The 23768-nt window shown below is 59.1% G+C and carries 19 protein-coding genes; 6 read left to right on the top strand and 13 right to left on the bottom strand.

Going from position 1 to position 23768, the window contains the following annotated elements; all coding sequences use genetic code 11:
- Positions 1 to 115: 115 nt before the first annotated feature.
- From QRN38_RS26725 to QRN38_RS26690, 8 genes are all read right to left on the bottom strand, one after another.
- Entirely contained in the window at positions 116 to 1729 is a 1614-nt protein-coding gene (locus tag QRN38_RS26725) for an NAD(P)/FAD-dependent oxidoreductase (protein ID WP_005764923.1), read from the bottom strand.
- A gap of 96 nt (positions 1730 to 1825) precedes the next feature.
- A complete protein-coding gene (locus QRN38_RS26720) occupies positions 1826 to 2506 on the bottom strand; it encodes a COG3650 family protein (protein WP_003381486.1) in 681 nt (226 codons plus the stop codon).
- 285 nt (positions 2507 to 2791) lie between these two features.
- Positions 2792 to 3493: an ABC transporter ATP-binding protein gene (locus QRN38_RS26715; protein WP_003381485.1), complete on the bottom strand. Its 702-nt coding sequence runs from the start codon at positions 3491 to 3493 to the stop codon at positions 2792 to 2794.
- Positions 3494 to 4261 carry a high-affinity branched-chain amino acid ABC transporter ATP-binding protein LivG gene (livG, locus tag QRN38_RS26710; protein WP_003381484.1) on the bottom strand — a complete coding sequence of 256 codons (768 nt, stop codon included), beginning with the start codon at positions 4259 to 4261 and terminating at the stop codon, positions 3494 to 3496.
- The gene (locus QRN38_RS26705) at positions 4258 to 5523 is read right to left on the bottom strand and encodes a high-affinity branched-chain amino acid ABC transporter permease LivM (protein ID WP_024666138.1); all 1266 of its coding nucleotides are present in this window, start codon (positions 5521 to 5523) and stop codon (positions 4258 to 4260) included. The genes livG and QRN38_RS26705 overlap by 4 nt, the downstream gene beginning before the upstream one ends.
- A complete protein-coding gene (gene livH, locus QRN38_RS26700; RefSeq protein WP_003381481.1) occupies positions 5520 to 6443 on the bottom strand; it encodes a high-affinity branched-chain amino acid ABC transporter permease LivH in 924 nt (307 codons plus the stop codon). Before livH ends, QRN38_RS26705 begins: the two co-directional genes overlap by 4 nt.
- A gap of 225 nt (positions 6444 to 6668) precedes the next feature.
- Complete coding sequence (locus QRN38_RS26695) at positions 6669 to 7793, bottom strand: branched-chain amino acid ABC transporter substrate-binding protein (RefSeq protein WP_057417793.1); 1125 nt, start codon at positions 7791 to 7793, stop codon at positions 6669 to 6671.
- A 65-nt stretch (positions 7794 to 7858) separates the two neighbouring features.
- Positions 7859 to 8122 carry a hypothetical protein gene (locus QRN38_RS26690; protein WP_010203709.1) on the bottom strand — a complete coding sequence of 88 codons (264 nt, stop codon included), beginning with the start codon at positions 8120 to 8122 and terminating at the stop codon, positions 7859 to 7861.
- Between QRN38_RS26690 and QRN38_RS26685 the strand changes: the two genes are divergently transcribed.
- Positions 8121 to 8426: a DUF2288 domain-containing protein gene (locus QRN38_RS26685; RefSeq protein ID WP_003381475.1), complete on the top strand. Its 306-nt coding sequence runs from the start codon at positions 8121 to 8123 to the stop codon at positions 8424 to 8426. The two genes, QRN38_RS26690 and QRN38_RS26685, sit on opposite strands and share 2 nt — an antisense overlap.
- A gap of 124 nt (positions 8427 to 8550) precedes the next feature.
- Here QRN38_RS26685 and QRN38_RS26680 read toward each other — a convergent pair whose 3' ends face one another.
- Positions 8551 to 10842 carry a putative bifunctional diguanylate cyclase/phosphodiesterase gene (locus tag QRN38_RS26680; protein ID WP_057417794.1) on the bottom strand — a complete coding sequence of 764 codons (2292 nt, stop codon included), beginning with the start codon at positions 10840 to 10842 and terminating at the stop codon, positions 8551 to 8553.
- Between the two features lie 233 nt (positions 10843 to 11075).
- On the opposite strand from QRN38_RS26680, the gene QRN38_RS26675 reads away from it, so the two are divergent.
- Complete coding sequence (locus tag QRN38_RS26675) at positions 11076 to 12455, top strand: spinster family MFS transporter (protein ID WP_057417795.1); 1380 nt, start codon at positions 11076 to 11078, stop codon at positions 12453 to 12455.
- 410 nt (positions 12456 to 12865) lie between these two features.
- Here QRN38_RS26675 and rapA read toward each other — a convergent pair whose 3' ends face one another.
- Entirely contained in the window at positions 12866 to 15712 is a 2847-nt protein-coding gene (gene rapA, locus QRN38_RS26670; RefSeq protein ID WP_005764946.1) for an RNA polymerase-associated protein RapA, read from the bottom strand.
- Positions 15713 to 15942: 230 nt separating this feature from the next.
- On the opposite strand from rapA, the gene QRN38_RS26665 reads away from it, so the two are divergent.
- A complete protein-coding gene (locus tag QRN38_RS26665) occupies positions 15943 to 16284 on the top strand; it encodes a hypothetical protein (protein ID WP_005764948.1) in 342 nt (113 codons plus the stop codon).
- A gap of 88 nt (positions 16285 to 16372) precedes the next feature.
- Positions 16373 to 16528 (top strand): hypothetical protein, encoded by a 156-nt coding sequence (locus QRN38_RS26660; protein WP_005740131.1) that lies wholly within the window; start codon positions 16373 to 16375, stop codon positions 16526 to 16528.
- A gap of 279 nt (positions 16529 to 16807) precedes the next feature.
- Here the strand turns inward: QRN38_RS26660 and QRN38_RS26655 are convergent, their stop codons facing one another.
- Together QRN38_RS26655 and QRN38_RS26650 are read right to left on the bottom strand one after the other, a co-directional pair.
- Positions 16808 to 18475 carry a pectate lyase family protein gene (locus tag QRN38_RS26655; protein ID WP_024666289.1) on the bottom strand — a complete coding sequence of 556 codons (1668 nt, stop codon included), beginning with the start codon at positions 18473 to 18475 and terminating at the stop codon, positions 16808 to 16810.
- Positions 18476 to 18647: 172 nt separating this feature from the next.
- Positions 18648 to 19118 carry a MaoC family dehydratase gene (locus QRN38_RS26650; RefSeq protein ID WP_005740134.1) on the bottom strand — a complete coding sequence of 157 codons (471 nt, stop codon included), beginning with the start codon at positions 19116 to 19118 and terminating at the stop codon, positions 18648 to 18650.
- Between the two features lie 395 nt (positions 19119 to 19513).
- On the opposite strand from QRN38_RS26650, the gene fadD2 reads away from it, so the two are divergent.
- Positions 19514 to 21202: a long-chain-fatty-acid--CoA ligase FadD2 gene (fadD2, locus tag QRN38_RS26645; RefSeq protein WP_057417796.1), complete on the top strand. Its 1689-nt coding sequence runs from the start codon at positions 19514 to 19516 to the stop codon at positions 21200 to 21202.
- 355 nt (positions 21203 to 21557) lie between these two features.
- Positions 21558 to 23249, top strand: coding sequence for a long-chain-fatty-acid--CoA ligase FadD1 (fadD1, locus tag QRN38_RS26640; protein ID WP_054090393.1), 1692 nt, complete (start codon positions 21558 to 21560; stop codon positions 23247 to 23249).
- Between the two features lie 298 nt (positions 23250 to 23547).
- Here the strand turns inward: fadD1 and QRN38_RS26635 are convergent, their stop codons facing one another.
- A complete protein-coding gene (locus QRN38_RS26635; protein ID WP_010203699.1) occupies positions 23548 to 23688 on the bottom strand; it encodes a hypothetical protein in 141 nt (46 codons plus the stop codon).
- Between the last annotated feature and the right edge of the window lie 80 nt (positions 23689 to 23768).

Raw genomic sequence — 23768 nt, 5'->3', positions numbered from 1 at the left:
CATACATTTGCTTACTTTGATCCTTCAAAGTCAGTCGCCGAGGGGCGAAAAGGTGCATTGAGCCTGGCCTGAATCTAACTGACTCTGTGACGCAGAGCGCCGCACGATAGTGGGGTCAGCCCTCGATCCCCAGCATGTCGCGCACCAGTGCTTCGGCAACCCGAATGCCGTCCACGCCTGCCGACAGGATACCGCCCGCATAGCCCGCGCCTTCACCGGCCGGGTAAAGGCCTTTGGTATTCAGGCTCTGCATAGTCGGGCCGCGAGTGATCCGCAGCGGTGCCGAGGTGCGGGTTTCGATGCCGGTCAGCACTGCATCGTGCAGCGAGAAGCCTTTGATCTGCTTGTCGAACGCAGGCAACGCCTCACGGATGGCTTCGATGGCAAAGGCGGGCAGGGCCTCGGCCAGGTCCACCAGTTTCACGCCTGGCTTGTAGGAAGGTTCTACACTGCCCAGCGCCGTTGACGCTCTGCCGGCGATGAAGTCGCCGACCAGTTGCGCGGGGGCTTCGTAGTTGCTGCCGCCCAGCAGGTAAGCGTGGGATTCCAGACGCTCCTGCAGCTCGATACCGGCCAACGGGCTGCCAGGAAAGTCCTGCTCCGGCGAAATACCGACCACGATGCCCGAGTTGGCATTGCGCTCGTTGCGCGAATACTGACTCATGCCGTTGGTGACCACTCGGCCAGGTTCCGACGTTGCTGCTACCACCGTGCCGCCAGGGCACATGCAGAAACTGTAAACCGAACGACCGTTGCTGGCGTGATGCACCAGCTTGTAATCCGCCGCGCCCAGTTTCGGGTGCCCGGCGTATTTGCCCAGCCGTGCACGGTCGATCAGCGATTGCGGGTGCTCGATGCGAAAACCCACCGAGAACGGCTTGGCTTCCATGAACACGCCACGGCCGTGCAGCATACGGAAAGTGTCACGGGCGCTGTGGCCCAGCGCCAGGATGACGTGCCGGGACTCGATCTGTTCACCGCTGTCGAGCTGGACGCCCAGCAACTGGCCGTCCTCGATCATCAGGTCGGTCACGCGCTGCTGAAAGCGCACTTCGCCGCCCAGCGCTTCGATCTGGTGACGCATGTTTTCAACCACACCGGTCAGGCGGAACGTGCCGATGTGCGGTTTGCTGACGTAGAGAATTTCTTCCGGCGCGCCCGCTTTCACGAACTCGTGCAGCACCTTGCGGCCGATGAATTTCGGGTCCTTGATCTGGCTGTAAAGCTTGCCGTCGGAGAACGTACCGGCACCGCCTTCACCGAATTGCACGTTGGACTCGGCGTTGAGCACGTTCTTGCGCCACAGCGCCCACGTGTCCTTGGTGCGCTGGCGCACTTCGGTGCCGCGCTCGAGGATGATCGGCTTGAAGCCCATCTGCGCCAGCAGCAGCCCGGCAAAAATGCCGCACGGCCCGAAGCCCACCACTATCGGGCGCTCGCTCAGGCCTTCAGGGGCGTGACCGACCACTTTATAGCTGACATCCGGTGCCGGGCCGACGTGACGGTCATTGGCGAGCTTGCGCAGCAGCGCTGCTTCATCCTTGACCTGAAAGTCGATGGTGTAGATGAAACACAGCTCGGACGACTTCTTGCGCGCGTCGTAACTGCGTTTGAAGAGGGTGAAGTCCAGCAATTCGCTGCTGTCGATGCCCAAGTGCTGCAAGAGTGCAACGCGCAGGTCTTCTTCCGGGTGATCGATCGGCAGCTTGAGTTCGGTGATTCGTAACATTAAGGGGTCCAGTTTTCGGGCCGCAGGTTCAGCCCGACAGCACTACAAGACCGGCGATTATAAGCGCTGAACCCCTTTGGCGGCGAGCCTGCCCGATCAGTCGTCGCGCGAACCGCCGTAATAACCGCAGCCACGCTGGGCCTGACCGTTGATACGCAGCTCTGCGGTGAGGTGCTGCACCGAGCCGTCGACGCTGTCAACGCAACGCTGCGGGGCTACCCAGATCTCGATGCGCTGGTTGTTGGCTTCGCTGCTGACGCTGAAACTGCCATCGGGAAGCTTCTCTTCCACGTACGGCAAGGCCAGGGGGGCGAGCCCTTCGCGCTCCAGCACCATGCCTTTGCCACTGACGTTGACGTTCCAGGCAGGTTTGTTGCCGTTGACGTGCAGCGTCAGGCGTTTGAAATTGAGGTCTTCACAGGCCTGACCGGGACGCTCGACGCGATACAGCTGATGCAGGTCCACTTGGCCATCGCTGTTGGCCGCCTTGCTCGCAGTAAAACTGCCGCGCAGGTCGGCAAACACCTTGCCGTTTTTGTCGGCCAGCGAAGCGGCTTCCTGCAAAATGCCGGTATTGCCGCGATCCTTGACCACATAACGACGCTGCTCGTTGCATGGCTTGAACAGCAATTGGCCGTTGCTGCCAGTCAGATCGCCCTGCATACGGAGCATGCCAGCCGTAGAAACCTTCGGTTCCTCGGCCTGTTTACCGAGCAACTGACACCCGGCAAACAGCGGTAGAAGGGCAAATACGAGGACGGAACGGGCAGTGAACATGATGTGGTCTCCAGACAGGTGCCGCCACGTTACTCAGACTGGAGATGCATCACAAGGGTTGGAATGTCTATCGCGTGCAGGAGCGGACCGAGCGTCGCTTCGCTTGTCCGCGAACTGCCGGGGACCGGCAGCAAAACCAGCCGCCTTGGTGTGCCTGACACAACCGAAGTGGCCGGCCTTGGGGCCGCTTCGCAGCCCATTGCGGACAAGCGAAGCGTCGCCGGGTCCGCCCCTACGCCTCCGGGCAAGAAACCGGGGCGTGGATGACGGGTGTCCTGGGCAATCTCAACCGCCCAGGTACGCATCCCGCACTTTCGGATCAACCAGCAGTTCTTCACCCGTGCCTTGCATGACCACGCGACCGTTTTCCAGTACGTAGGCGCGGTCGGCGACTTTCAGGGCCTGATTGGCGTTCTGCTCGACCAGAAACACCGTCACCCCGTCACGGCGCAGTTGTTCGACGATCTCGAAAATCTGCTGAATGATGATCGGTGCCAGGCCCAGCGACGGCTCGTCCAGCAGCAATAGCTTGGGCTTGCTCATCAGCGCACGGCCGATCGCGAGCATCTGTTGTTCGCCACCGGACATGGTGCCGCCACGCTGATTGAAGCGTTCCTTGAGGCGCGGGAAGAGGTGCAGAACCTTGTCCATCTGCTCCTGATAGTCAGCCTTTTCCGTGAAGAAACCGCCCATCGCGAGGTTTTCTTCGACCGTCAGGCGCGCAAACACACGACGGCCTTCCGGCACGACGGCGATGCTCTTGCGCATGATAATCGAGGACTCCAGCCCGACCAGTTCTTCGCCCATGTAGCGAATGCTGCCGCTGTGCGCACGCGGCGAACCGCACAGGGTCATCAGCAGGGTGGACTTGCCCGCACCGTTGGCGCCGATCAGGGTGACGATTTCGCCCTGACGAACCTCCACGTTGACGCTGTGCAGTGCCTGGATCTTGCCGTAGAAGGTGGAAACGTTTTCGAACTGCAGCATTTACGCTTCCCCCAGGTAGGCTTTGATCACGTCAGGATTGTCGCGAATCTGTTCCGGCGTACCGTCTGCCAGAGGCGTGCCCTGATTGATCACCACAATGTGGTCGGAAATGCTCATCACCAGTTTCATGTCGTGCTCGATCAGCAGGACCGTGGCGTCGTGCTCGTTGCGCAACACACCGATCAGGGCTTTCAGGTCGTCGGTTTCTCTGGGGTTCAGCCCGGCTGCCGGTTCGTCGAGCATCAGGATGCGCGGGCGCGTCATCATGCAGCGGGCGATTTCCAGGCGGCGTTGCTGACCATAGGCCAGTGTTCCGGCAGGGCGGTTGGCGAACTCGCGCAGGTTGACGGCTTCGAGCCAGTGCTCGGCATAGTCCATCGCTTCGCGTTCGCTGCGACGGAACGCCGGGGTCTTGAACAGGCCGGACAGGAAGTTGGTGTTCAGGTGCCGGTGCTGAGCAACCAGCAGGTTCTCCACCGCAGTCATTTCCTTGAACAGGCGCACGTTCTGGAAGGTTCGAACCACGCCCTTGCGGGCAATCTGATGCCCCGCCAAGCCTTGAATCGGCTCGCCGTCCAGCAAAATGGTGCCGGCGCTTGGCTTGTAGAAGCCGGTCAGGCAGTTGAAGACTGTGGTCTTGCCCGCGCCGTTGGGGCCGATCATCGACACGACCTGACCTTTATTGACCGTCAAGGCCACACCGTTGACCGCCAGCAGGCCGCCAAAACGCATGCTCAAGCCGGTGGCTTGCAGTAATGGGCGGCTCATTTGGGCAGCTCCGCTTTCAATTTCATTTCAGGCCGTTGCATCGGCAGGAAGCCTTGAGGACGCCAGATCATCATCAGCACCATCAGGGCGCCGAACATCAACATGCGGTAGTCGCTGAACTCACGCATCAGTTCCGGCAGCAGGATCATCACAATGGCCGCCAGAATCACGCCCAGTTGCGAGCCCATGCCACCGAGCACAACGATGGCGAGGATGATTGCCGACTCGATGAAGGTGAAGGATTCGGGTGTCACCAGGCCTTGGCGGGCCGCGAAGAAGCTGCCGGCGAAACCGGCGAATGCAGCGCCCAGGGTGAAGGCCGACAGCTTGATGACGGTCGGATTCAGGCCCAGCGCGCGGCAGGCGATTTCGTCTTCACGCAGCGCCTCCCAGGCCCGGCCGATCGGCATGCGCAGCAGACGGTTGATGACGAACAGCGCCGCCAGTGCCAGCAGCAGGGCGATCAGGTAGAGAAAGACAACCTTGTTGATCGAGTTGTACGGCAGGCCGAAATACTCGTGAAAGGTCTGCATGCCTTCGGCCGCTTTGCGCTCGAACGTCAGGCCGAAAAAGGTCGGCTTGTCGATGTTGCTGATGCCATTCGGGCCACCCGTCAACTCGGTGAGGTTACGCAGGAAAATACGGATGATCTCGCCGAACCCCAGCGTCACGATGGCCAGATAGTCGCCGCGCAAACGCAATACCGGGAAGCCCAGCAAGAAGCCGAACACTGCCGCCATCATCCCCGCAATCGGCAGGCAGATCCAGAAGCCGAGCCCGTAGTAATGGGACAGCAGGGCGTAGCTGTAGGCACCGACCGCATAGAAACCCACGTAGCCGAGATCAAGCAGGCCGGCCAGGCCGACGACGATGTTCAGGCCCAGGCCGAGCATGACGTAGATCAGGATCAGCGTGGCGATGTCCACCGCGCCGCGCGAGCCGAAGAACGGCCAGATGAAGGCCAGCACGATCAGGGCCGCCAGGCCCCAGCGCTGGGTTTTCGGCTGAGTCAGGAAGTCGCTGGTCTTCTGCGGGATCAGCGGCTTTTCCGAGCCGCGACGCAGGCCGCTGATTTGCTCGGCGAACAGCACGCGCAGAAACAGCAGCACCGAGCACACGGCAATAATGGTCAGGGTCAGCGGGCTGGCATTCTGCACTTGCAGGGTCACGCCGGAGAACGCCAGTTTCAGGCCGAACACCGGGTAGGCCACGGCCCAGACCAGTGCGGCGCTGAACAGCGCCTGTTTGAAAGACTTGCTCATACTTTTTCAACCTCCGGACGACCCAGAATACCGGTCGGTCGGAACAGCAGCACCAGAACCAGCAGGCCGAAGGCCACGACGTCCTTGTACTGATCACCGAAAATGTCGGCACCGAACGCCTCGGCGACGCCCAATACCAGACCGCCGAGCACCGCGCCAGGGATCGATCCTATACCGCCCAGCACCGCCGCTGTGAACGCTTTCAGGCCGACCAGAAACCCGGCACTCGGGTTGATCACGCCGTATTGCATGCTCAGCAGCATCGCGGCGACGGCGGCCAGTGCCGCGCCGACCACGAAGGTCAGGGCAATGATGTTGTTGGTGTTGATGCCCAGCAGGTTGGCCATTTTCATGTCTTCGGCGCAGGCGCGGCAGGCGCGGCCCATTCGCGAGCGGGAGATGAACAGGGTCAGGCCGGTCATGGCCAGCAGGGTGACGACGAACACCACGATCTGCATGTAGGAAATAAGCACTTCCTGCGAACCACCGGGCCCGAACGACAGGCTGCCGGGCAGCAGGTTGGGGATGGCAAAGTTGCCGGAACCCTGAGAAAGCTGAACCGAGTTCTGCAGAAAGATCGACATGCCGATCGCAGAAATCAGTGGAATCAGACGGTTGCTGTTGCGCAATGGCCGATAGGCCACACGCTCGATGCTGTATCCGTAGGCGCTGGTTACGACGATCGCTGCGGCAAAGCCGGCAATCATCAGCAACGGCAGGCTATGAATCCCCAGCATCGCCAGACCGGCGAGTGCCATGAAGGCCACATAAGAACCGATCATGTACACCTCGCCATGGGCGAAGTTGATCATTCCAATGATGCCGTACACCATCGTGTAGCCGATGGCGATCAATGCATACGTACTGCCAATGGTCAGGCCATTGACCAGCTGCTGCATGTAGTGGAAAAACTCGGGCATTTACCGCGCTCCTAAAAACCTGATCTGCATTTCTCTGATGTGCGCCGGGGTGGCATTCTGTCGATGCGTAGCCTGTTGCGCCGTCAGCGAACCGCTGGTGACGGTTTTAAGATTTTCAGGGGGCCTCGTTACGCAGTGTTGTTGATATCGGTCTGCGTGCGGGCCTGGATGTGTAAAACAAAGCCCACTGCACAGGCAGTGGGCTTCGATGAGTGACGCAGCAGCTTATTTGGCTGCTTCGGTCTTCGGTTTGCCGAAGTGCCACTCGTAGACCACGAACTGGAAGTTCTTCAGGTCGCCCTTGGCGTCGTAGCTCAGATCGCCCATTGGGGTCTTGAAGGTGCCGGCATGGATGGCAGCTGCCACCTTGGCGGTGTCTTCGGACTTGGCGGCAGCGATGCCGTCAGCAATGACCTGAACGGCGGAGTACGATGGGTACACGAACGGGCCGCTCGGGTCCTGCTTCTTGTCCTGGAACGCTTTGGTCAGTGCCTGGTTGGCCGGGTCCTGATCGAAGGATTTTGGCAGGGTGACCAGCATGCCTTCGGAAGCATCACCAGCAATTTGCGAGATGGACTCGTTGCCGACGCCTTCAGGACCCATGAACTTGGCGTTCAGGCCCTTTTCCTTGGACTGGCGCAGGATCTGCCCCAGCTCAGGGTGGTAGCCGCCGTAGTAGACGAAATCGACATTGGCTTGCTTGAGTTTGGCGATCAGCGAGGAGAAGTCCTTGTCGCCAGCGTTGATGCCTTCAAACAGCGCAACCTTGAAGCCTTTGGCTTCCAGCGTCTGCTTCACGGCTGTCGCGATACCTTCGCCGTACTGCTGCTTGTCGTGAATGACAGCGACGATTTTCGGTTTGGCGACATCGGCAATGTAGTTGCCTGCTGCCGGGCCCTGAGCGCTGTCCAGACCGATGGTGCGGAACACCATCTTGTAGCCGCGCGCGGTGATTTCCGGGCTGGTGGCAGCCGGGGTGACCATGATGATGCCTTCGTCTTCGTAAACATCGGACGCTGGCTGAGCGGAGCTGGAGCACAGGTGACCGACCACGTATTTCACGCCGTCGTTGACCACTTTGTTGGCGACTGCAACGGCCTGTTTCGGGTCGCAAGCATCGTCGTACTCGACGGCTTCAAGCTTTTTGCCATCGACGCCGCCTTTGGCGTTGATCTGCTCGATGGCCATTTTGGCACCGTTGAACTGCATGGTGCCGTACTCGGCAACAGGACCGGTTTTCGGGCCGGCGATGCCGATCTTGATGGTGTCAGCTGCGAACGAATGGCTGGCAACCCCCGCCATAACCAGTGCGGCAAACAGCCTTGAAAGCTTATTGGTACCCTTAGTCATGATGCTCCACTCTTGCGTTGTAGTTTTTATAATCCTGATGGCCGAGGCTCCAGGACCGGATTCGATTACCGGTTTTCCCCGCTCCGCCAACTGTACCGGAACAGTTTAGAGTGCCGGTCAATGGCTTGGAAAGCCGCGTGCCGGGGAGCCAACCGATGGGTGTCGCTTAATCGAAAGAAAGTTACAGAATCCAACCACTTGAGTGTCTGAAAAACCTTCAGATCCATAAGGTTATCTGCATCTCCCTGCGACTTTTCACCTGCTTCTGGGCTTGCCGGCGGGAAAGTCGGCGTTATCATTGCGCCGATTTTCTTTCTGGTGAAACCCATGACGCAAGAACCTAGCACCCTCTATGCCAAACTGCTCGGCGAAACCGCCTCAATCACCTGGACTGAATTGCAACCATTCTTTGCCAAGGGTGCCCTGTTGTGGGTCGAGCTGCCTCTGGATTTAATCGAAGTCGCCGAGGCCGTGGCCGAAAATGATGCAGCCAGGGTGTCTGCGTGGCTGGCCGACGGGCAGGTTGGCAAGGTGTCTGAAACCAAGGCGCTTGAGCTGGTAGAGACCGATCCGCCGCTGTGGGCGGTGGTGGTGGCACCTTGGGTTCTGATTCAAAACAGGGCGAATGCCTGAATTTCGCACCCTATCAGTGCTCGCCTGTTAGCATGATTGGGTTGGAAGGTAACTCTGGGGCGGTCTGCGTGGCGTAAAACCACACCTGCCGATGAGCGTTTTACCGATTCCCATCGCAGAAGCGTCAGGTGCGAACGGGGCGGTGGCTGACAAAGCTGTCACTGTCGGGCAGCTCGTCGAACGGGTCGATGGGTTCTGGTACATCGATGTCCGGCTCTTTGGAGACCGGAAACGGCAGCACCGGCCATCGACTGTTCGCTTCGCGTGCGTTCATCTGTTTGGCAAGAGGCAGGATTCGCTCCAGTGGCTGCGGTCTGCTGAACAGATAGCCTTGCACGTAATCACTGCCGAACTGGTTGAGAAACTCCAGTTGTGCAGGGGTTTCCACGCCCTCGGTGACCACTTTCAGGTGCAGGGTGTGCGCCATGACGATAATCGCCTGGACGATTTCCATGTCTTGCGGCGAGTCGGGGATGTCGATAATGAATGACCGGTCGATCTTCAGCGTGTCCAGCGGCAGGCGCTTGAGGTAGGCGAGTGACGAATAGCCCGTACCGAAGTCGTCGATCGACAGCGACACCCCCAGGCTGCGAATGTGCTTGAGCATCAGGATGGTGTTGCTGATATTGCCCATCAAGGCATTTTCGGTCACCTCTAGCTCCAGCCGGCCAGGCGCGGCATTGGCGTCGGCCAGCGCCTGCTCGACCTCTTCGACCAGCTCGTCGCGGCCAAGCGTCAGTGCCGAACAGTTGACGGTGATGATCAACTGTTCCAGACCCTCGTTGCGCAAGGTGGCCAGATCACGACAGGCACGGCGCAGCACCCAGTTGTCCAGCTCGGCAATCAGACCGTTGGCTTCGGCAATGCCGATGAAGCGAACGGGCGCCAGCAGGCCGTGCTGCGGGTGATGCCAGCGCACCAGCGCTTCCAGCTTGGCGACGTGGCCGGTGCGCATGTCGACGATAGGCTGGTAGTAGACCTGCAGGCCTGTCTCTTCACGCAGGGCGTTGCGCAGTTCTTCCTCAAGGTGCAGTTCCAGGCTGGCCTTGGTCTTGAGTGCCGGGCTGAAGAAATTCACCCGGTTACGCCCGTTACCCTTGGACTGGTAAAGCGCAAGGTCTGCGTGCTTGAGCAGTTCATCGCAGGTCGAGCCGTCACGCGGGAAGACCGCGATGCCAATGCTGGTGGTCATGACCATGCGCCGTCCTGCAAGCGCGATGGTTTCCTTCATTTTGTGCATGACCCGATGCGCCAGATGCCGCGCCTCTTCGTAATCGGGAATGCTCAGCAGAATGCAGAACTCATCACCGCCGAAACGTGCAACCACGTCTTGAACACGCGTGGCGCTGCGGATGCGCTCGGCGATCACCTTGAGCAGCTCGTCACCGGCATCGTGCCCCAGGCTGTCGTTAATGCGCTTGAAGTGGTCGATGTCCAGAAACATCACCGCCAGCATACCTTTGCTGTGGGTGTGCTCCAGCAGCTTTTCAGCGAATATCTGATTGAAGCCGCGGCGGTTGATCAGGTTGGTCAGCGGGTCGTAATGCGCCACTTGCTGGAGCGAAACGCGTGCCTGATCCAGCTGGCTGAGCAGGGCGTTGACCCGTTGCAGGTCATTTTCCTTGCCCTGCAACTTCTTGTCGGCCATTGCCGCGCTGATACTCCCGGCGATGATCAGCAGGGTAATGGCCGCGATGGTGAGCCCCAGTTGTTGACTGTTTTCGGTGCCGGGAATGTGCAGCTCGGCGTTCTCGGGGATAACCAGGCGCAGCGCTCGCATGCCCATCAGGTGCATGGTCAGCAAGCCTGCGCCCAGCAGCAGGCTGACGCCATAGCGAAACATCTGATGGAACATGCCGCTGTACTGACGCAGGTGGCGTGACAGGGTCAGCAGCGCGATGCTGGAGAGCACAGCGACCACAATCGACAGCGCGAACATTCGCGGCTCGTAGTATTGCGTGGCTGCGGAGCGCATGGCCGACATGCCCAGATAGTGCATGGTGCTGATACCTATGCCCATGACCACCGAACTGATCAGGCAGCGCTTGAGGGTCAGCTCCGGGATGGTCAGGGCTTTCATGGCGCCCAGTGCCGTGATCAGCACGATCAGCAGCGACACCAGGGTAATGGTCAGGTCGTAGGAGATTTTCAGCGGTGCCTGAAACGCCAGCATGCTGATGAAGTGCATGGCCCACACACCGCCCGCCAGGCAGAGTGCGCCCAACGCTTTCCATACGCGCCGGCTTGTGGTGGCATCCACATGAATGACGCGGTCGGCGATGTCCAGCGTGGCAAAGCACGCCGCGCACGCCACGCCATAGGCCAGCGCTACCAGAAACAGATTATGACTGCAGTCGACCAGCAATTGCCCGTCCGCTGGCAGGCCAGCGAACATGTTCAAACCCAGCCACTCCATAGCGTGCCCTATTTTGACTACCAGGGCGCCAAGGCTTAAGGCCTGGCGATTTGAGCTGAGTATAGAAGTTGTTTACAACCTGCCACCCAAATGAGGGGACATTTTGACATCAGTTCAATAACGAATAGTTATAAAAGGCCATCACGCACCTGCCGTAGTTACGAATATTTACAGACAGACAACCTTCCTGCTTCTAGATTTGAGTGACTGACCATAGAAGGACGAATGGCGCCATGAACAAGCTCCCGCCGGAAAACGCGACTCAAGCGGCCAATGCCTGGCGTGTTCTGTTCCTGTTGTTTTTGGCCAATCTGTTCAACTTTTTCGATCGCACCATTCCGGCAATCATCGTTGAGCCTATTCGTCTGGAATGGCACTTGAGCGATTTTCAACTGGGCATGCTCGGCACTGCGTTCACACTGGTCTACGCCATCGCCGGCCTGCCGCTGGGGCGCATGGCGGATAACGGGTCGCGCAAAAAACTGATGGGCTGCGGGCTGGCGGTCTGGAGCGGCTTGACGGCGGTCAATGGCATGGTCGGCAGTTTCTGGGCGTTCCTGCTGGTACGCATGGGCGTCGGGATAGGCGAGGCCAGTTATGCGCCTGCGGCCAACTCGCTGATCGGCGACCTGTTTCCTGCCCACCGGCGTGCACGTGCAATGGGCCTGTTCATGCTCGGTCTGCCATTGGGCTTGCTGTTGGCGTTCTTTACCATTGGTGCGATGGTCAAGGCGTTCGACAGCTGGCGTGCGCCATTTTTCATTGCGGCGGTGCCCGGTCTGTTGCTGGCGGTGTTGATCTTTTTCATCAAGGAGCCCAAGCGCGGCGCTGCCGAAAACGTGCGTATGTCGCAAGCCAAGATCGACAAGCCGATCCGCCGCGTGCTGTCGATCCCGACCTTTCGCTGGCTGGTGCTGGGCGGTCTGACCTTTAATTTTGCGACCTACGCCTGCAATTCATTCATGGTGCCGATGTTACAGCGCTACTTCCTTCTGCAGCTGCAGGAAGCGGCGGTGGCGACGGGAATCATCGTGGGCGTTACCGGTCTGATTGGCTTGACGCTGGGCGGCTGGATTGCCGACAAGCTGCACCAGCGCTCCGCCAATGGCCGCCTGCTGTTTGCGACCTTCAGCATGCTGGTCGCCGCGCTGGCGACAGGCTATGCGTTGCATGCAGGACGAATCGAGATCGGTGTGTTTGTAGGCGTTTTCAGCCTCGGCTGGCTGTTTGCCTACAACTTTTACACCTGCGTCTACACCGCGATTCAGGACGTGGTCGAGCCACGCCTGCGGGCAACCGCCATGGCGTTGTTCTTTGCCGGGCTCTATCTGCTCGGTGGCGGGCTTGGGCCGGTGGTGGTCGGTCTGCTGTCTGATCACTTCGCCCACTCGGCGATGGCCGTGGCGGGTGTCGAGGTCATGAACGAAAGCTTCAAGGCCATCGGCCTGCACGACGCCATGTACCTGATCCCGGTCGCGCTGTTTCTGACCCTGCTGTTTCTGTATCAGGCATCGCGCTGCTTCAGCCGGGATGCCGAACGGATGACGGCGCGCATGGTGGCGGAAGAACCAGTGGCGGGGTTGGCGGAAGGGGTTGCGGTGGTCAGGCATTGATTGCTCTGATGCAAGATCGGACGCAGAGCGTCCAGAACGGCATGCCGACGCAGAGCGCCGCACGATAGTCAAAAATGCTTTAGATGTGCTTTTCAACCACGATGGCACTAACGACGCCGATTGCGACGTAAGTGACGGCTGAGCTCTGGCGCTGATCCGGGGGATGCGAGGCAGGACGCCGAGCAAGCCGCACCGGGCCATGGATCAGTGACAGGGCGAAGGAACCCGACGAAGTCGGGCCGGAAACGGAGCCAGGGTTGCCTACTTTGGCCCCATCAAAGTAGGTCGCCGAGGGGCGAAAAGGTGATTCGAGCCGTGAACAAGCATCACTGCCATCGCAGATCGCTGTGACGCGGAGCGTCACGAAATGCATCCCCACGCGGAGCATGGGGAGGAGAGTCAGCGCGGCTTCAACCCGCGACCAGTACCCGGATCGCCTCAAGGCGCAGCGCGGCTTTTTCAAGCATCGCCAGACCTTGTTCGCGCTGAGTGCGCAAGGCGACCAGTTCGCTGTCACGCACGGTAGGGTTGACCGCCTGCAAAGCGGTCAGACGTGCCAGCTCCTCTTCGGTGTCGGCTGCCAGACGGCGTTGTGCTTCGGCCACGCGTTCAGCGTGCTTGGGAGTGATTTTCTCTTCGCCTGCGTTGATCCTCGGGGTCAGCTGATCACGCTGCGCCTGGATGAACTTGTTGGCGCTGGCGCGTGGCACACTTTCAAGCTGATCGTTCAGGGTATTGAACGAGACACGGCTCGACAGATCGTTGCCATTTGCGTCGAGCAGGCAGCGCAGTGCAGCAGGCGGCAGGTAGCGTCCCAGTTGCAATGAGCGCGGCGCGACCACTTCGCTGACGTAGATCAGCTCCAGCAGCACAGTGCCCGGTTTGAGCGCCTTGTTCTTGATCAGTGCCACCGCCGTGTTGCCCATCGAACCGGACAGCACCAGGTCCATGCCGCCCTGGACCATCGGGTGTTCCCAGGTGATGAACTGCATGTCTTCACGAGACAGTGCCTGATTGCGGTCGTACGTGATGGTCACGCCTTCGTCGTCGCCCAGCGGGAAGCTGGCGTCGAGCATCTTCTCACTCGGCTTGAGGATCAGGGCATTTTCCGAGTGGTCTTCGCTGTCGATGCCAAAGGCGTCGAACAGGGTTTCCATGTAGATCGGCAGGCTGAACTGATCGTCCTGTTCGAGAATATCCTCAACCAGTGCCTCACCTTCGCCAGCACCACCGGAGTTGAGCTCCAGCAGCCGGTCGCGGCCAGTGTGCAGCTCGCTTTCCAGACGCTCGCGCTCGCTGCGGGCCTCATCGATCAGGCTCTGCCACTCATCGTCGTCACCGCTTTCCAGCAAGGGCAACAGGCGCGGTCCAAACTGATGTTGCAGCGCGTTGCCGGTCGGGCAGGTGTTGAGGAACGCATTGAGCGCTTCGTGATACCACTGGAACAGACGCGCCTGCGGGCTGGTCTCCAGAAATGGCACGTGCAGCTCGATGACGTGTTTCTGGCCGATCCGGTCCAGACGCCCGATGCGCTGTTCCAGCAGGTCCGGGTGCGACGGCAGGTCGAACAGGACCAGATGGTGGGAAAACTGGAAGTTGCGGCCTTCGCTGCCGATTTCCGAACAGATCAGTACCTGAGCGCCAAACTCTTCGTCCGCAAAATAGGCTGCGGCGCGGTCGCGCTCAAGGATGTTCATGCCTTCGTGGAACACTGTGGCCGGAATGCCGGAGCGCACGCGCAGCGCGTCTTCCAGGTCCATGGCGGTTTCAGCGTGAGCACAGATGACCAGCACCTTGACGCGCTTGAGCATCTTGAGCGTGTCGATCAGCCATTCGACGCGTGGGTCAAAGCGCCACCAGCGCTCTTCTTCGCTGGCATCCGACTGCGACTGGAAACTCACTTCGGGGTAAAGATCGGCGTGCTCGCCAACCGGCAGTTCAAGGTATTCAACAGGGCAGGGCAGCGGGTATTGATGCAGCTTGCGCTCCGGGAAGCCCTGCACGGCGGCGCGGGTGTTGCGAAACAGCACGCGGCCGGTGCCGTGACGGTCCAGCAGTTCGCGAATCAGACGTGCCTTGGCTTCGTCGTCGCCGGCATTGACCGCCGCGAGCAAGGTGTCACCTTCGGCACCGAGGAACCCGTGGATGGTCTTCTGCGCCGCAGCGGACAATTTGCCCTTGTCGAGCAGTTCCTGAACGGCCTGAGCCACCGGGCGATAGTTTTCGCTCTCGGCGCGGAAGGCTTTCAGGTCGTGGAAACGGTTCGGGTCGAGCAGGCGCAGGCGGGCGAAGTGGCTGTCCTGGCCCAGTTGTTCTGGCGTTGCGGTCAGCAGCAGTACGCCGGCAATGACCTCGGCCAGTTGTTCGACCAGCGAGTATTCACGGCTGGCCTTTTCTTCGTGCCAGACCAGGTGGTGCGCTTCGTCGACCACCATCAGGTCCCAGCCCGCCGCGAACAGGGCGTCCTGCGCTTTTTCGTCTTCGACCAGCCACTCCAGCGCAACCAGCGCCAGTTGGGTGTCTTCAAACGGGTTGCCGGCATCGCTTTCCATGAAGCGTTCGGCGTCGAACAGCGCAACCTGCAGGTTGAAGCGGCGGCGCATCTCCACCAGCCACTGGTGCTGGAGGTTTTCCGGAACCAGAATCAGCACGCGGTTGGCGCGCCCCGACAGCAATTGGCGATGAATCACCAGGCCGGCTTCGATGGTCTTGCCCAAACCCACTTCGTCGGCCAGCAATACGCGTGGCGCGATGCGGTCGGCGACTTCCCGGGCGATGTGCAATTGGTGCGCAATAGGTTGCGCACGCACTCCACCCAGGCCCCAAAGCGATGACTGCAACTGGCGGCTGGTGTGCTCAAGCGTGTTGTAGCGCAGCGAAAACCACGACAACTGGTCGATCTGGCCCGCGAACAGACGGTCGGTCGCCAGGCGGAACTGGATGAAGTTCGACAGTTGGGTTTCCGGCAGCGTGACCACTTCGTTCTGCGCGTTCAGGCCGTGGTACACCAGCAGGCCGTCGACATCGTCGACTTCGCGAACGGTCATCTTCCAGTTTTCGAAGTGCGTGATCACATCGCCCGGCGAGAAGCGCACGCGGGTCAGCGGCGCATTACGCAGTGCGTACTGGCGTGTCTCGCCAGTGGCCGGATAGAGCACGGTCAACAAGCGGCCGTCCTGTGCCAGAACGGTGCCTAAACCCAGCTCGGCTTCGCTGTCACTAATCCAGCGTTGCCCCGGTTGATACTGCTGCGCCATGCTGCCTGTCTCCCGCTTGAAAAAGCTGACTATGTTAACGGAACGCGCACCGAAGACCAAAGGTGACGTGAAAAAACTCGCCGTCGGGGCGTGCGACGCATCAAATTTTTAGTTCCATGACACTAATTTCACTAAACGCAGTCCAAAAAGGCCTTATAAATCATTGCTGCTTATTTCTCGGTTCAAGTTGCCACGCACACGGCCGAAACCCCGATAAGAGGATATAAACCATGCTGCAACCTATGCTTCCGTTAAGTGTGGTGCCCGTGACATCACAGCTGGACCCGGCCAAACGCATGCCGGACATCCCGCCTGTGGCACCGGTGCAACAGAGCTCCAGCGAGACCTCTATCGACCTGCACAACGAAGATACTGAACGCAGCGCGTTGCTATTGCGTGAAGAGCAGCAACGTCAGCAACAGCAGCATCAGGGTCGTCCTTATGAAGAGGCCGAGGAGTATCAGGGGCTGGTCGTTCCGGGTGACTCGCTCAATGCCGACAATACTGTACCTGTCGTGCCTTTGATCGACGACGAGCCGCGTCAGGGTATCTGGGTCGACATTCAGATCTGATCGCTCCAATTGCCGCACAGGTGCTGGTCATGGCTGATGCGAGCAAGCATTATTGACACTGTTTTCCAGTGTCCGAGAGCGGCAAGCCATGAGCGACGATGAAAAATTGATCGACCTGGGCGCAGAGCGCGCCAGGCGCGTTCACGATTTGAACGACAAACGCCTCAACGAAGTGCGCAACGCCTTCGAGCAGGCCATGCCGTTGAGCGGCAAAAAACCGAAGAAAAAGCCTAAAAAACGCTGACACCCTTCCTGCGTCATTGACCCGGATCAGTTATCCCTGTGCCTGCGCGGCCGGCGAGCGGATAACTGATCTGGATCAACATGCATTTATCCAGCTGCGCTTAAGCTGATGCCATCGAACACGACGCAGCATGACCTCGGGCAGGTCATTGCCAACGCCGGAATCGGCGGCATAAAAAAGAATGACTGGCGCAGGCCCGTCATTCTGTCAGTGAGCACGCAAGGCACTTCGGGCGACGCAGGTCGCCCTTTTTTTTCGCCTGCGTTTCGGGCCTGGTGGTTATTTCACGACCTGTGCGCCCGCATTGGCCAGGTCATAGGCTCTGGCTGCTTCGGCTGTTTTCACGTCGCGGTTGTAGCTCGGTGTCCAGGCGGTGACCGGCGATTTCTGAGTGAAGCTGACGTTACTGCCAATGTCTTTGAAGTGAGCATCGCCGTAGTCATCCAGCACGCCGGAGTTACTGGCCTTGCTGGAAACATCCACGCCTTTTGCGAAATAGTTGGCCTGCGACAGGATGGTTGCATCGCCCGTCGCGGTGAAGCCAAGGTGGAAGTTGTCGATGGAATTGTTGAACACGTCAAACTGCCCGTGACGCATCAGACCCGGTGCCCGAACATCAAGGTTGCTGAACACGTTGTTGGCGATGGTCATCCGTGGGTAGCCCTTGTACTCGGCCTTGGCGGCTGCCGAGTCGTCCGGCTGGCCGAGAATCACGCCATATTCGTTGTTCTGGAATTTCGAATTGGTCAGGCTGACGTTATCTGCCGTCCCGCCTACATAGAGCAGTTTGTCCAGCCCCTTGGGGTTCTGATCCTTGGTGCCGGTGTAGGTGTTTTGGTCAATCCAGTAGTTCTTGCCGCTGCTGATGAACATCTGCATGTCGCCGTTTTCACGGTAACGGGCGTCGTGGTTGAAGTTCAGATTCTGGAAAATATCGTTGCTGGCGGTTTTGCCGCTGGCCAGATAGATGTTGTGCAAGGTGTTGCCTTTATCGGTGCCCAGCAGGGTTTTGTTGGCCCCGAAATTTATTGACACTTTACTGTCGGCAGACAGGTTGGCCCCCAGCTTGACGGTGCGGGCTTTGTCGTCCTCCATGTACTTCTTGAGGTCGGCAACCGTGTTCACGGTGACCACTTCGCCGTTGTTGCCCCCGGTGGTATTGGCTTCCTTGGCAAAACCGATCATGCCGGACATGTCAGCGCCCTGGCCACGGGCAGCGGGCGTCGCGTGTTTTGCGGCGGTCACCGTGCTGTCAGGCTTGGCGGCGGCAGGGGTCGAGGTTTTCGGCAGCACCGGGTCGTTGACCACTGCCGGCTTTACCGCCTCGGGTTTGGCCGGTGCCTTGTCCGGGGTAATGCTGTTTCGCTCGACAGCCTGCGGTGGTGTTTGTGGCGGCGTCACAGACGTTGGCTCTGAGGTTCTCTGCAGCGATACCGGTTTTTCCGCCGGATGATCGCTCTGCACCACAAACGGTTTTTCTGCGTTGCCCTGAGGCGTTGAAGGCACTGAGGGTGAAGACTGGGAGGATGTCGACGGCGAAGATGAAGACGACGAGGAAGGCGAAGCGTGCGATTGAGTGGACGTCGGCGTCTGTTCACGCTGGGTCTGTGCAGGCGCAGAGCCCTGGTGTTGATTGCCTTCCAGCAGAGAGAGCAGGTTGTTGAGGATGTTACGGATCGCTTCCACGAGTTTGTTCAGCAACTGATCGCCATTACCCCCCAGCCTGTTTGAGGACGTGCTGGTGTCAGTCGGCTGAATTCTGGAGCTCGATGTGTTCAGCGATGAGTGCGGACCATTGGCCTGCTGTATCAGTCCGAAGTCGATCAGGTTGCTATTGTGCCCCGGCCTGATGCCCTGGCCTTGCGGCTGGAGCTGATCAGTTTGTACAGGGGCATCCTGCGCAGAAATCCCGGAGACGGGGTAGATGTTTCTGTTGATCGTATTCATGGCTGAGTTCCCCGCCTGTGGGAATGAACAATGGGTGATCCCGGATAGAGGTACGGCTAGTCCCCTGAGTGGAAAGCGCAGGGAAAGAGTTCCGGGATGCATCACATATTTGTGTTCAGGCCATAGCAGCGCGTGGGCGCGGGGTTGTCTGGGCGCGCGCCCGTTTTCGGTGTCAGCCGAAGGTGATCTCCGGGAGCACGGTCAGGTCGACAGTCTGCTTTTTACGCGGGGCCAGGATCTCGGCTTCGCCGTCTACCACCAGTTCGTCGTTCTGGTTGAACACGCGGGTGGCGATGCGGACGCGGAATTTCGGCAGCTTTTCCAGAATTTCCAGGCGCACCGTCAGCGTGTCACCCAGCTTCACAGGCTTTTGGAACGTCATCTGTTGACCGATATAAATGGTGCCCGGCCCAGGCAGCTCGCAGGCAACGGCAGCACTGATCAGCGCGCCACTGAACATGCCGTGGGCAATGCGCTCCTTGAACATGGTCTTGGCGGCGTATTCTGCGTCCAGGTGAACCGGGTTGTGGTCGCCGGACATCGCCGCGAACAGTTGAATGTCCCGTTCTTCGACGGTCTTGCTGTAGCTGGCGGTCTGACCGACTTCAAGGGCTTCGTAAGGCGTGTTGGTGACTTGAGTCATGTGGCTGTCCTGACAATGAAAATCAAAATGAATTGAAGCGGGCCGGTTCATTCAGTCCGACGTAGCCTTGATTTGTAACACTTGATGACCTGCCGCCGCCAATGCGCGGACAAGATCATACAGACGCTTGCTGGCGCTCCCCGGATCACATTCCCGGCAAATATAAGCAAAAGGCGCATAAACGCTGCTGTTGCGGCGTCGAACGCTGCCCGTGGCCGGCCCGCCTGTGCCTGACAGTGTATCGCCAGTGGCAGATTGCAGTCTGAACAGGCACAAGATTCATGCCGCTGATGACGTCAGGTGGATTATTTGCCTGACGCGTTTTAACTGATAACGTCGGGCCACCCCGACCTTTGACAGCGGGCCAGGCACATGCAGGGAAGAGGATAAAAATAATGCAAGCTGATTTCTGGGATGACAAGCGTCCGGCGGGTGTCGATTCCAACGTGGATCTACAGGCCTATCAATCGGTCATCGACGTGTTTGAACGCTGCTGCAAGAAGTTCGCGGACCGACCTGCGTTCAGCAACATGGGCGTGACCCTGACTTATGCCGAGCTTGATCGTCATTCAGCCGCGTTCACCGCTTATCTGCAACAGCACACGCAACTGATGCCGGGTGACCGTATCGCCGTGCAGATGCCCAACCTGCTGCAATACCCCATTGCTGTATTCGGTGCCATGCGTGCCGGTCTGATCGTGGTCAACACCAACCCGTTGTACACCGCGCGCGAGATGCGCCATCAGTTCAAGGACTCGGGTGCCAAGGCACTGGTCTACCTCAATATGTTCGGCAAGCTGGTGCAGGAAGTGCTCCCGGACACCGCCATCGAACATTTGATTGAAGTGAAGATGGGCGACATGCAGTCGGCGGCCAAGGGGTGGCTGGTCAACACCATTGTCGACAAGGTCAAGAAGCTGGTCCCGCCATTCCGGTTGCCCCAGGCTGTCGGCTTCAAGCGGGCACTGCAACTGGGGCGTGACAGCCGGGTGCAGGCCGTGGCGCAAACCCTCGACGACGTCGCCGTGCTGCAATACACCGGTGGCACCACGGGGCTGGCCAAGGGTGCGATGCTGACGCATGGCAATCTGGTCGCCAACATGCAGCAAGTCTATGCCTGCATGCGCCAGGACCGTCCCGAGGGTGGTCCAGTGTTTGAGGAGGGCTCGGAGGTGATGATTGCGCCGCTGCCGCTTTATCATATCTATGCATTCACGGCGAACTGCATGTGCATGATGATCAGCGGCAACCACAACATCCTGATTACCAACCCGCGTGACATCGCCGGCTTCATCAAAGAACTGGGCAAGTGGAAGTTCACCGCCATGATCGGTCTCAATACGCTGTTCGTGGCGCTGATGAACCATCCCGAGTTCAAAAAGCTGGATTTCTCGGCGCTGAAAAGCACCAACTCCGGCGGCACTGCGCTGGTCAAGGCCACGGCCGAGCGCTGGGCGCAGATCACCGGCTGCACGATTGTCGAGGGCTACGGCCTGACTGAAACGTCGCCTGTGGCCAGCGCCAACCCTTATGGAACGCAGGCGCGTCTGGGTACGGTCGGTATTCCGGTGCCCGGCACTGCCATGAAAGTCATCGATGACGAGGGCGTGGAGCTTGCGTTCGGCGAGCGCGGCGAATTGTGCATCAAGGGGCCGCAGGTCATGAAAGGCTACTGGAATCGTCCGGATGCCACGGCCGAAGCACTCGACGCCGAAGGCTGGTTCAAGACTGGCGACATTGCCGTGATAGCTGCCGACGGGTTCGTCAGTATCGTGGATCGCAAAAAGGACCTGATCATCGTTTCGGGTTTCAACGTCTACCCCAACGAAATCGAAGACGTGATCATGACTCATCCCAAGGTGGCCAACTGCGCCTGCATCGGCGTGCCGGACGAGCGCTCCGGCGAGGCGGTGAAGCTGTTTGTCGTGCCGCGGGACCCAAGCGTGAGCGTTGAAGAACTCAAGGCGTTCTGCAAAGAGAATTTCACCGCTTACAAGGTGCCCAAGCTTATTGTTCTGCGCAATTCGTTACCCATGACACCGGTGGGCAAGATTTTGCGCAGGGAGCTTCGCGACCCGGCCTGAGGCTAATCAATCATCTCTGTTTGCGTACCTGACCCCATTTGCAGACTGCTGCACATGGGGTCTTTCTTTTCCGGTTGCGACGACTTTTATCGCTGACCGCTCTGGCTCGGTACTTTCGAGGCTGGCAATCGATATCTTCTTCGGGTTTTAAAAGTGACTGAATTTAATATTTTGGTCTCTTTTGTGACTTGTCGGCCTGCTTCTGCCTCTAGTCGGCCTCTGGCAAAGCTGCTACGCTCGGCGCGCTTTTTGATCAGTCATAAAGCGAAAAAGCGTCTACTGCATAATTCCAAACACAAGAAAATCATCGCCTCAAGCGATGTGAAGAATTCGCTATCGCTATGGAGCTGGCTGAATGATTGAAAACTTCTGGAAGGACAAATACCCGTCCGGTATCGCTGCCGATATCAACCCCGACGAGTATCCCAATGTCCAGGCGGTCCTGAAGCAGTCCTGCCAGCGCTTCGCCGACAAACCGGCGTTCAGCAATCTGGGCAAGACCCTCACCTACGGTGAGTTGTATGAACTGTCCGGCGCGTTCGCGGCCTGGATCCAGCAACACACCGACCTGCAGCCGGGCGACCGTATCGCCGTGCAGCTGCCCAACGTGCTGCAATATCCGATTGCCGTCTTCGGTGCGATTCGCGCCGGATTGATCGTAGTCAACACCAACCCGCTGTACACCGCGCGGGAAATGGAACACCAGTTCAACGATTCCGGTGCCAAGGCGCTGGTGTGCCTGGCAAACATGGCGCACCTGGCCGAGAAGGTCGTGCCCAAAACGCAGATCAAGCACGTCATTGTCACCGAAGTCGCCGACATGCTCTCGCCGTTCAAACGCTTGTTGATCAACTGCGTCATCAAGTACGTGAAGAAAATGGTTCCGGCGTACCACCTGCCGCAGTCCGTCAGGTTCAACGACGTGCTCGCCAAGGGCCATGGCCAGCCGGTGACCGACGTCTCGCCCGGCGCCGTCGATGTCGCCGTGCTGCAATACACCGGCGGCACCACGGGCGTAGCGAAGGGTGCGATGCTCACTCACCGCAACCTGATCGCCAACATGCTGCAATGCAAGGCGTTGATGGCGTCCGAACTTGGCGAAGGCTGTGAAATCATCATCACGCCGTTGCCGCTGTATCACATCTACGCCTTCACCTTTCACTGCATGGCGATGATGCTGATCGGCAATCACAACATCCTGATCAGCAACCCGCGTGATCTGCCGTCGATGGTCAAGGAACTGTCGAAATGGAAGTTCAGCGGTTTTGTCGGCCTCAACACGCTGTTTGTGGCCTTGTGCAACAGCGAGGGCTTTCGCAATCTCGATTTTTCGGCACTCAAAGTGACCTTGTCCGGTGGCATGGCCTTGCAGCAAGCCGCCGCCGAACGCTGGAAGCAGGTCACGGGCTGTCCGGTCTGCGAAGGCTACGGCATGACCGAGACCAGCCCGGTGGCGACGGTCAATCCTTCTGAGTACATTCAGATGGGCACCATCGGCATTCCCGTGCCGTCAACGCTGTGCAAGGTCATCGATGATGTCGGCAACGAACTGGCATTCGGTGAAACCGGCGAGCTGTGCATCAAAGGCCCGCAAGTGATGAAAGGCTACTGGCAGCGCCAGGAGGCCACCGACGAAATGGTCGACAGTGACGGCTGGCTCAAGACGGGTGACATCGCGATCATCCAGCCTGATGGCTACATCCGGATTGTCGATCGCAAGAAGGACATGATCCTGATCTCTGGTTTCAACGTGTACCCCAACGAACTGGAAGACGTGCTGGCCACGCTGCCTGGCGTGCTGCAATGTGCAGCGATCGGTATACCGGATGAAAAATCGGGCGAATCCATCAAGGTTTTTGTTGTGGCCAAGCCTGGTGTAACCCTTACCAAGGATCAGATCATGGTGCACATGCGCGCCAACCTGACGGCCTACAAAGTGCCACGCAGCGTGGAGTTTCGCGACGTACTGCCAACCACCAACGTCGGCAAGATCCTGCGTCGCGAACTGCGTGATGAGGAATTGAAGAAGCTGGGTTTGAAGAAGTAGGTGTTCTGCGTCTTGCATGCTTCGTGCTCATCGCTACGCGCAAGTTCCGATGAACACGGAAGTCGGGGCTCAGACCGCGATGACTCTTGCCGCCCCTTGATGAAACTAGACATGTTCTCCCGGACACCTATCGTTCCTCACGCTCCAGTGGACTGCCTGTCGTGACGCTCCGGGTCACAGATCTGCATTGCACCGCGCATTCAGGATCGGACGCGGAGCGTCCAGAACGGCATGCGACGCAGAGCGTCGCACGATAATTGAACCGGAGTGCATTTTGTGACGTGAGCTCGCAGCCAGGTCAGGGAGACAGCCTGTCCTTGGCTGAATCGTAGATAGCCCCTCGTTCGCGCTTGCCTACAGCGACGCCGGTCACTATTACCCGATCATCTTCCACCCGGTAAACCAGTCCTGAAGGCAGAAACTCGAGCTTAAAGGTCATCTATATCTACCGATACCGGCTTTTCATGTTGCCTGGCGCAGTACCCCGTGATTCGTCACGGGTGCCAGTGATGGCCTGAG

It is taken from the genome of Pseudomonas sp. CFBP2511 (assembly GCF_030209255.1).
Classification (GTDB): domain Bacteria; phylum Pseudomonadota; class Gammaproteobacteria; order Pseudomonadales; family Pseudomonadaceae; genus Aquipseudomonas; species Aquipseudomonas avellanae.
This window is presented reverse-complemented; position numbering and strand designations above follow the sequence as displayed.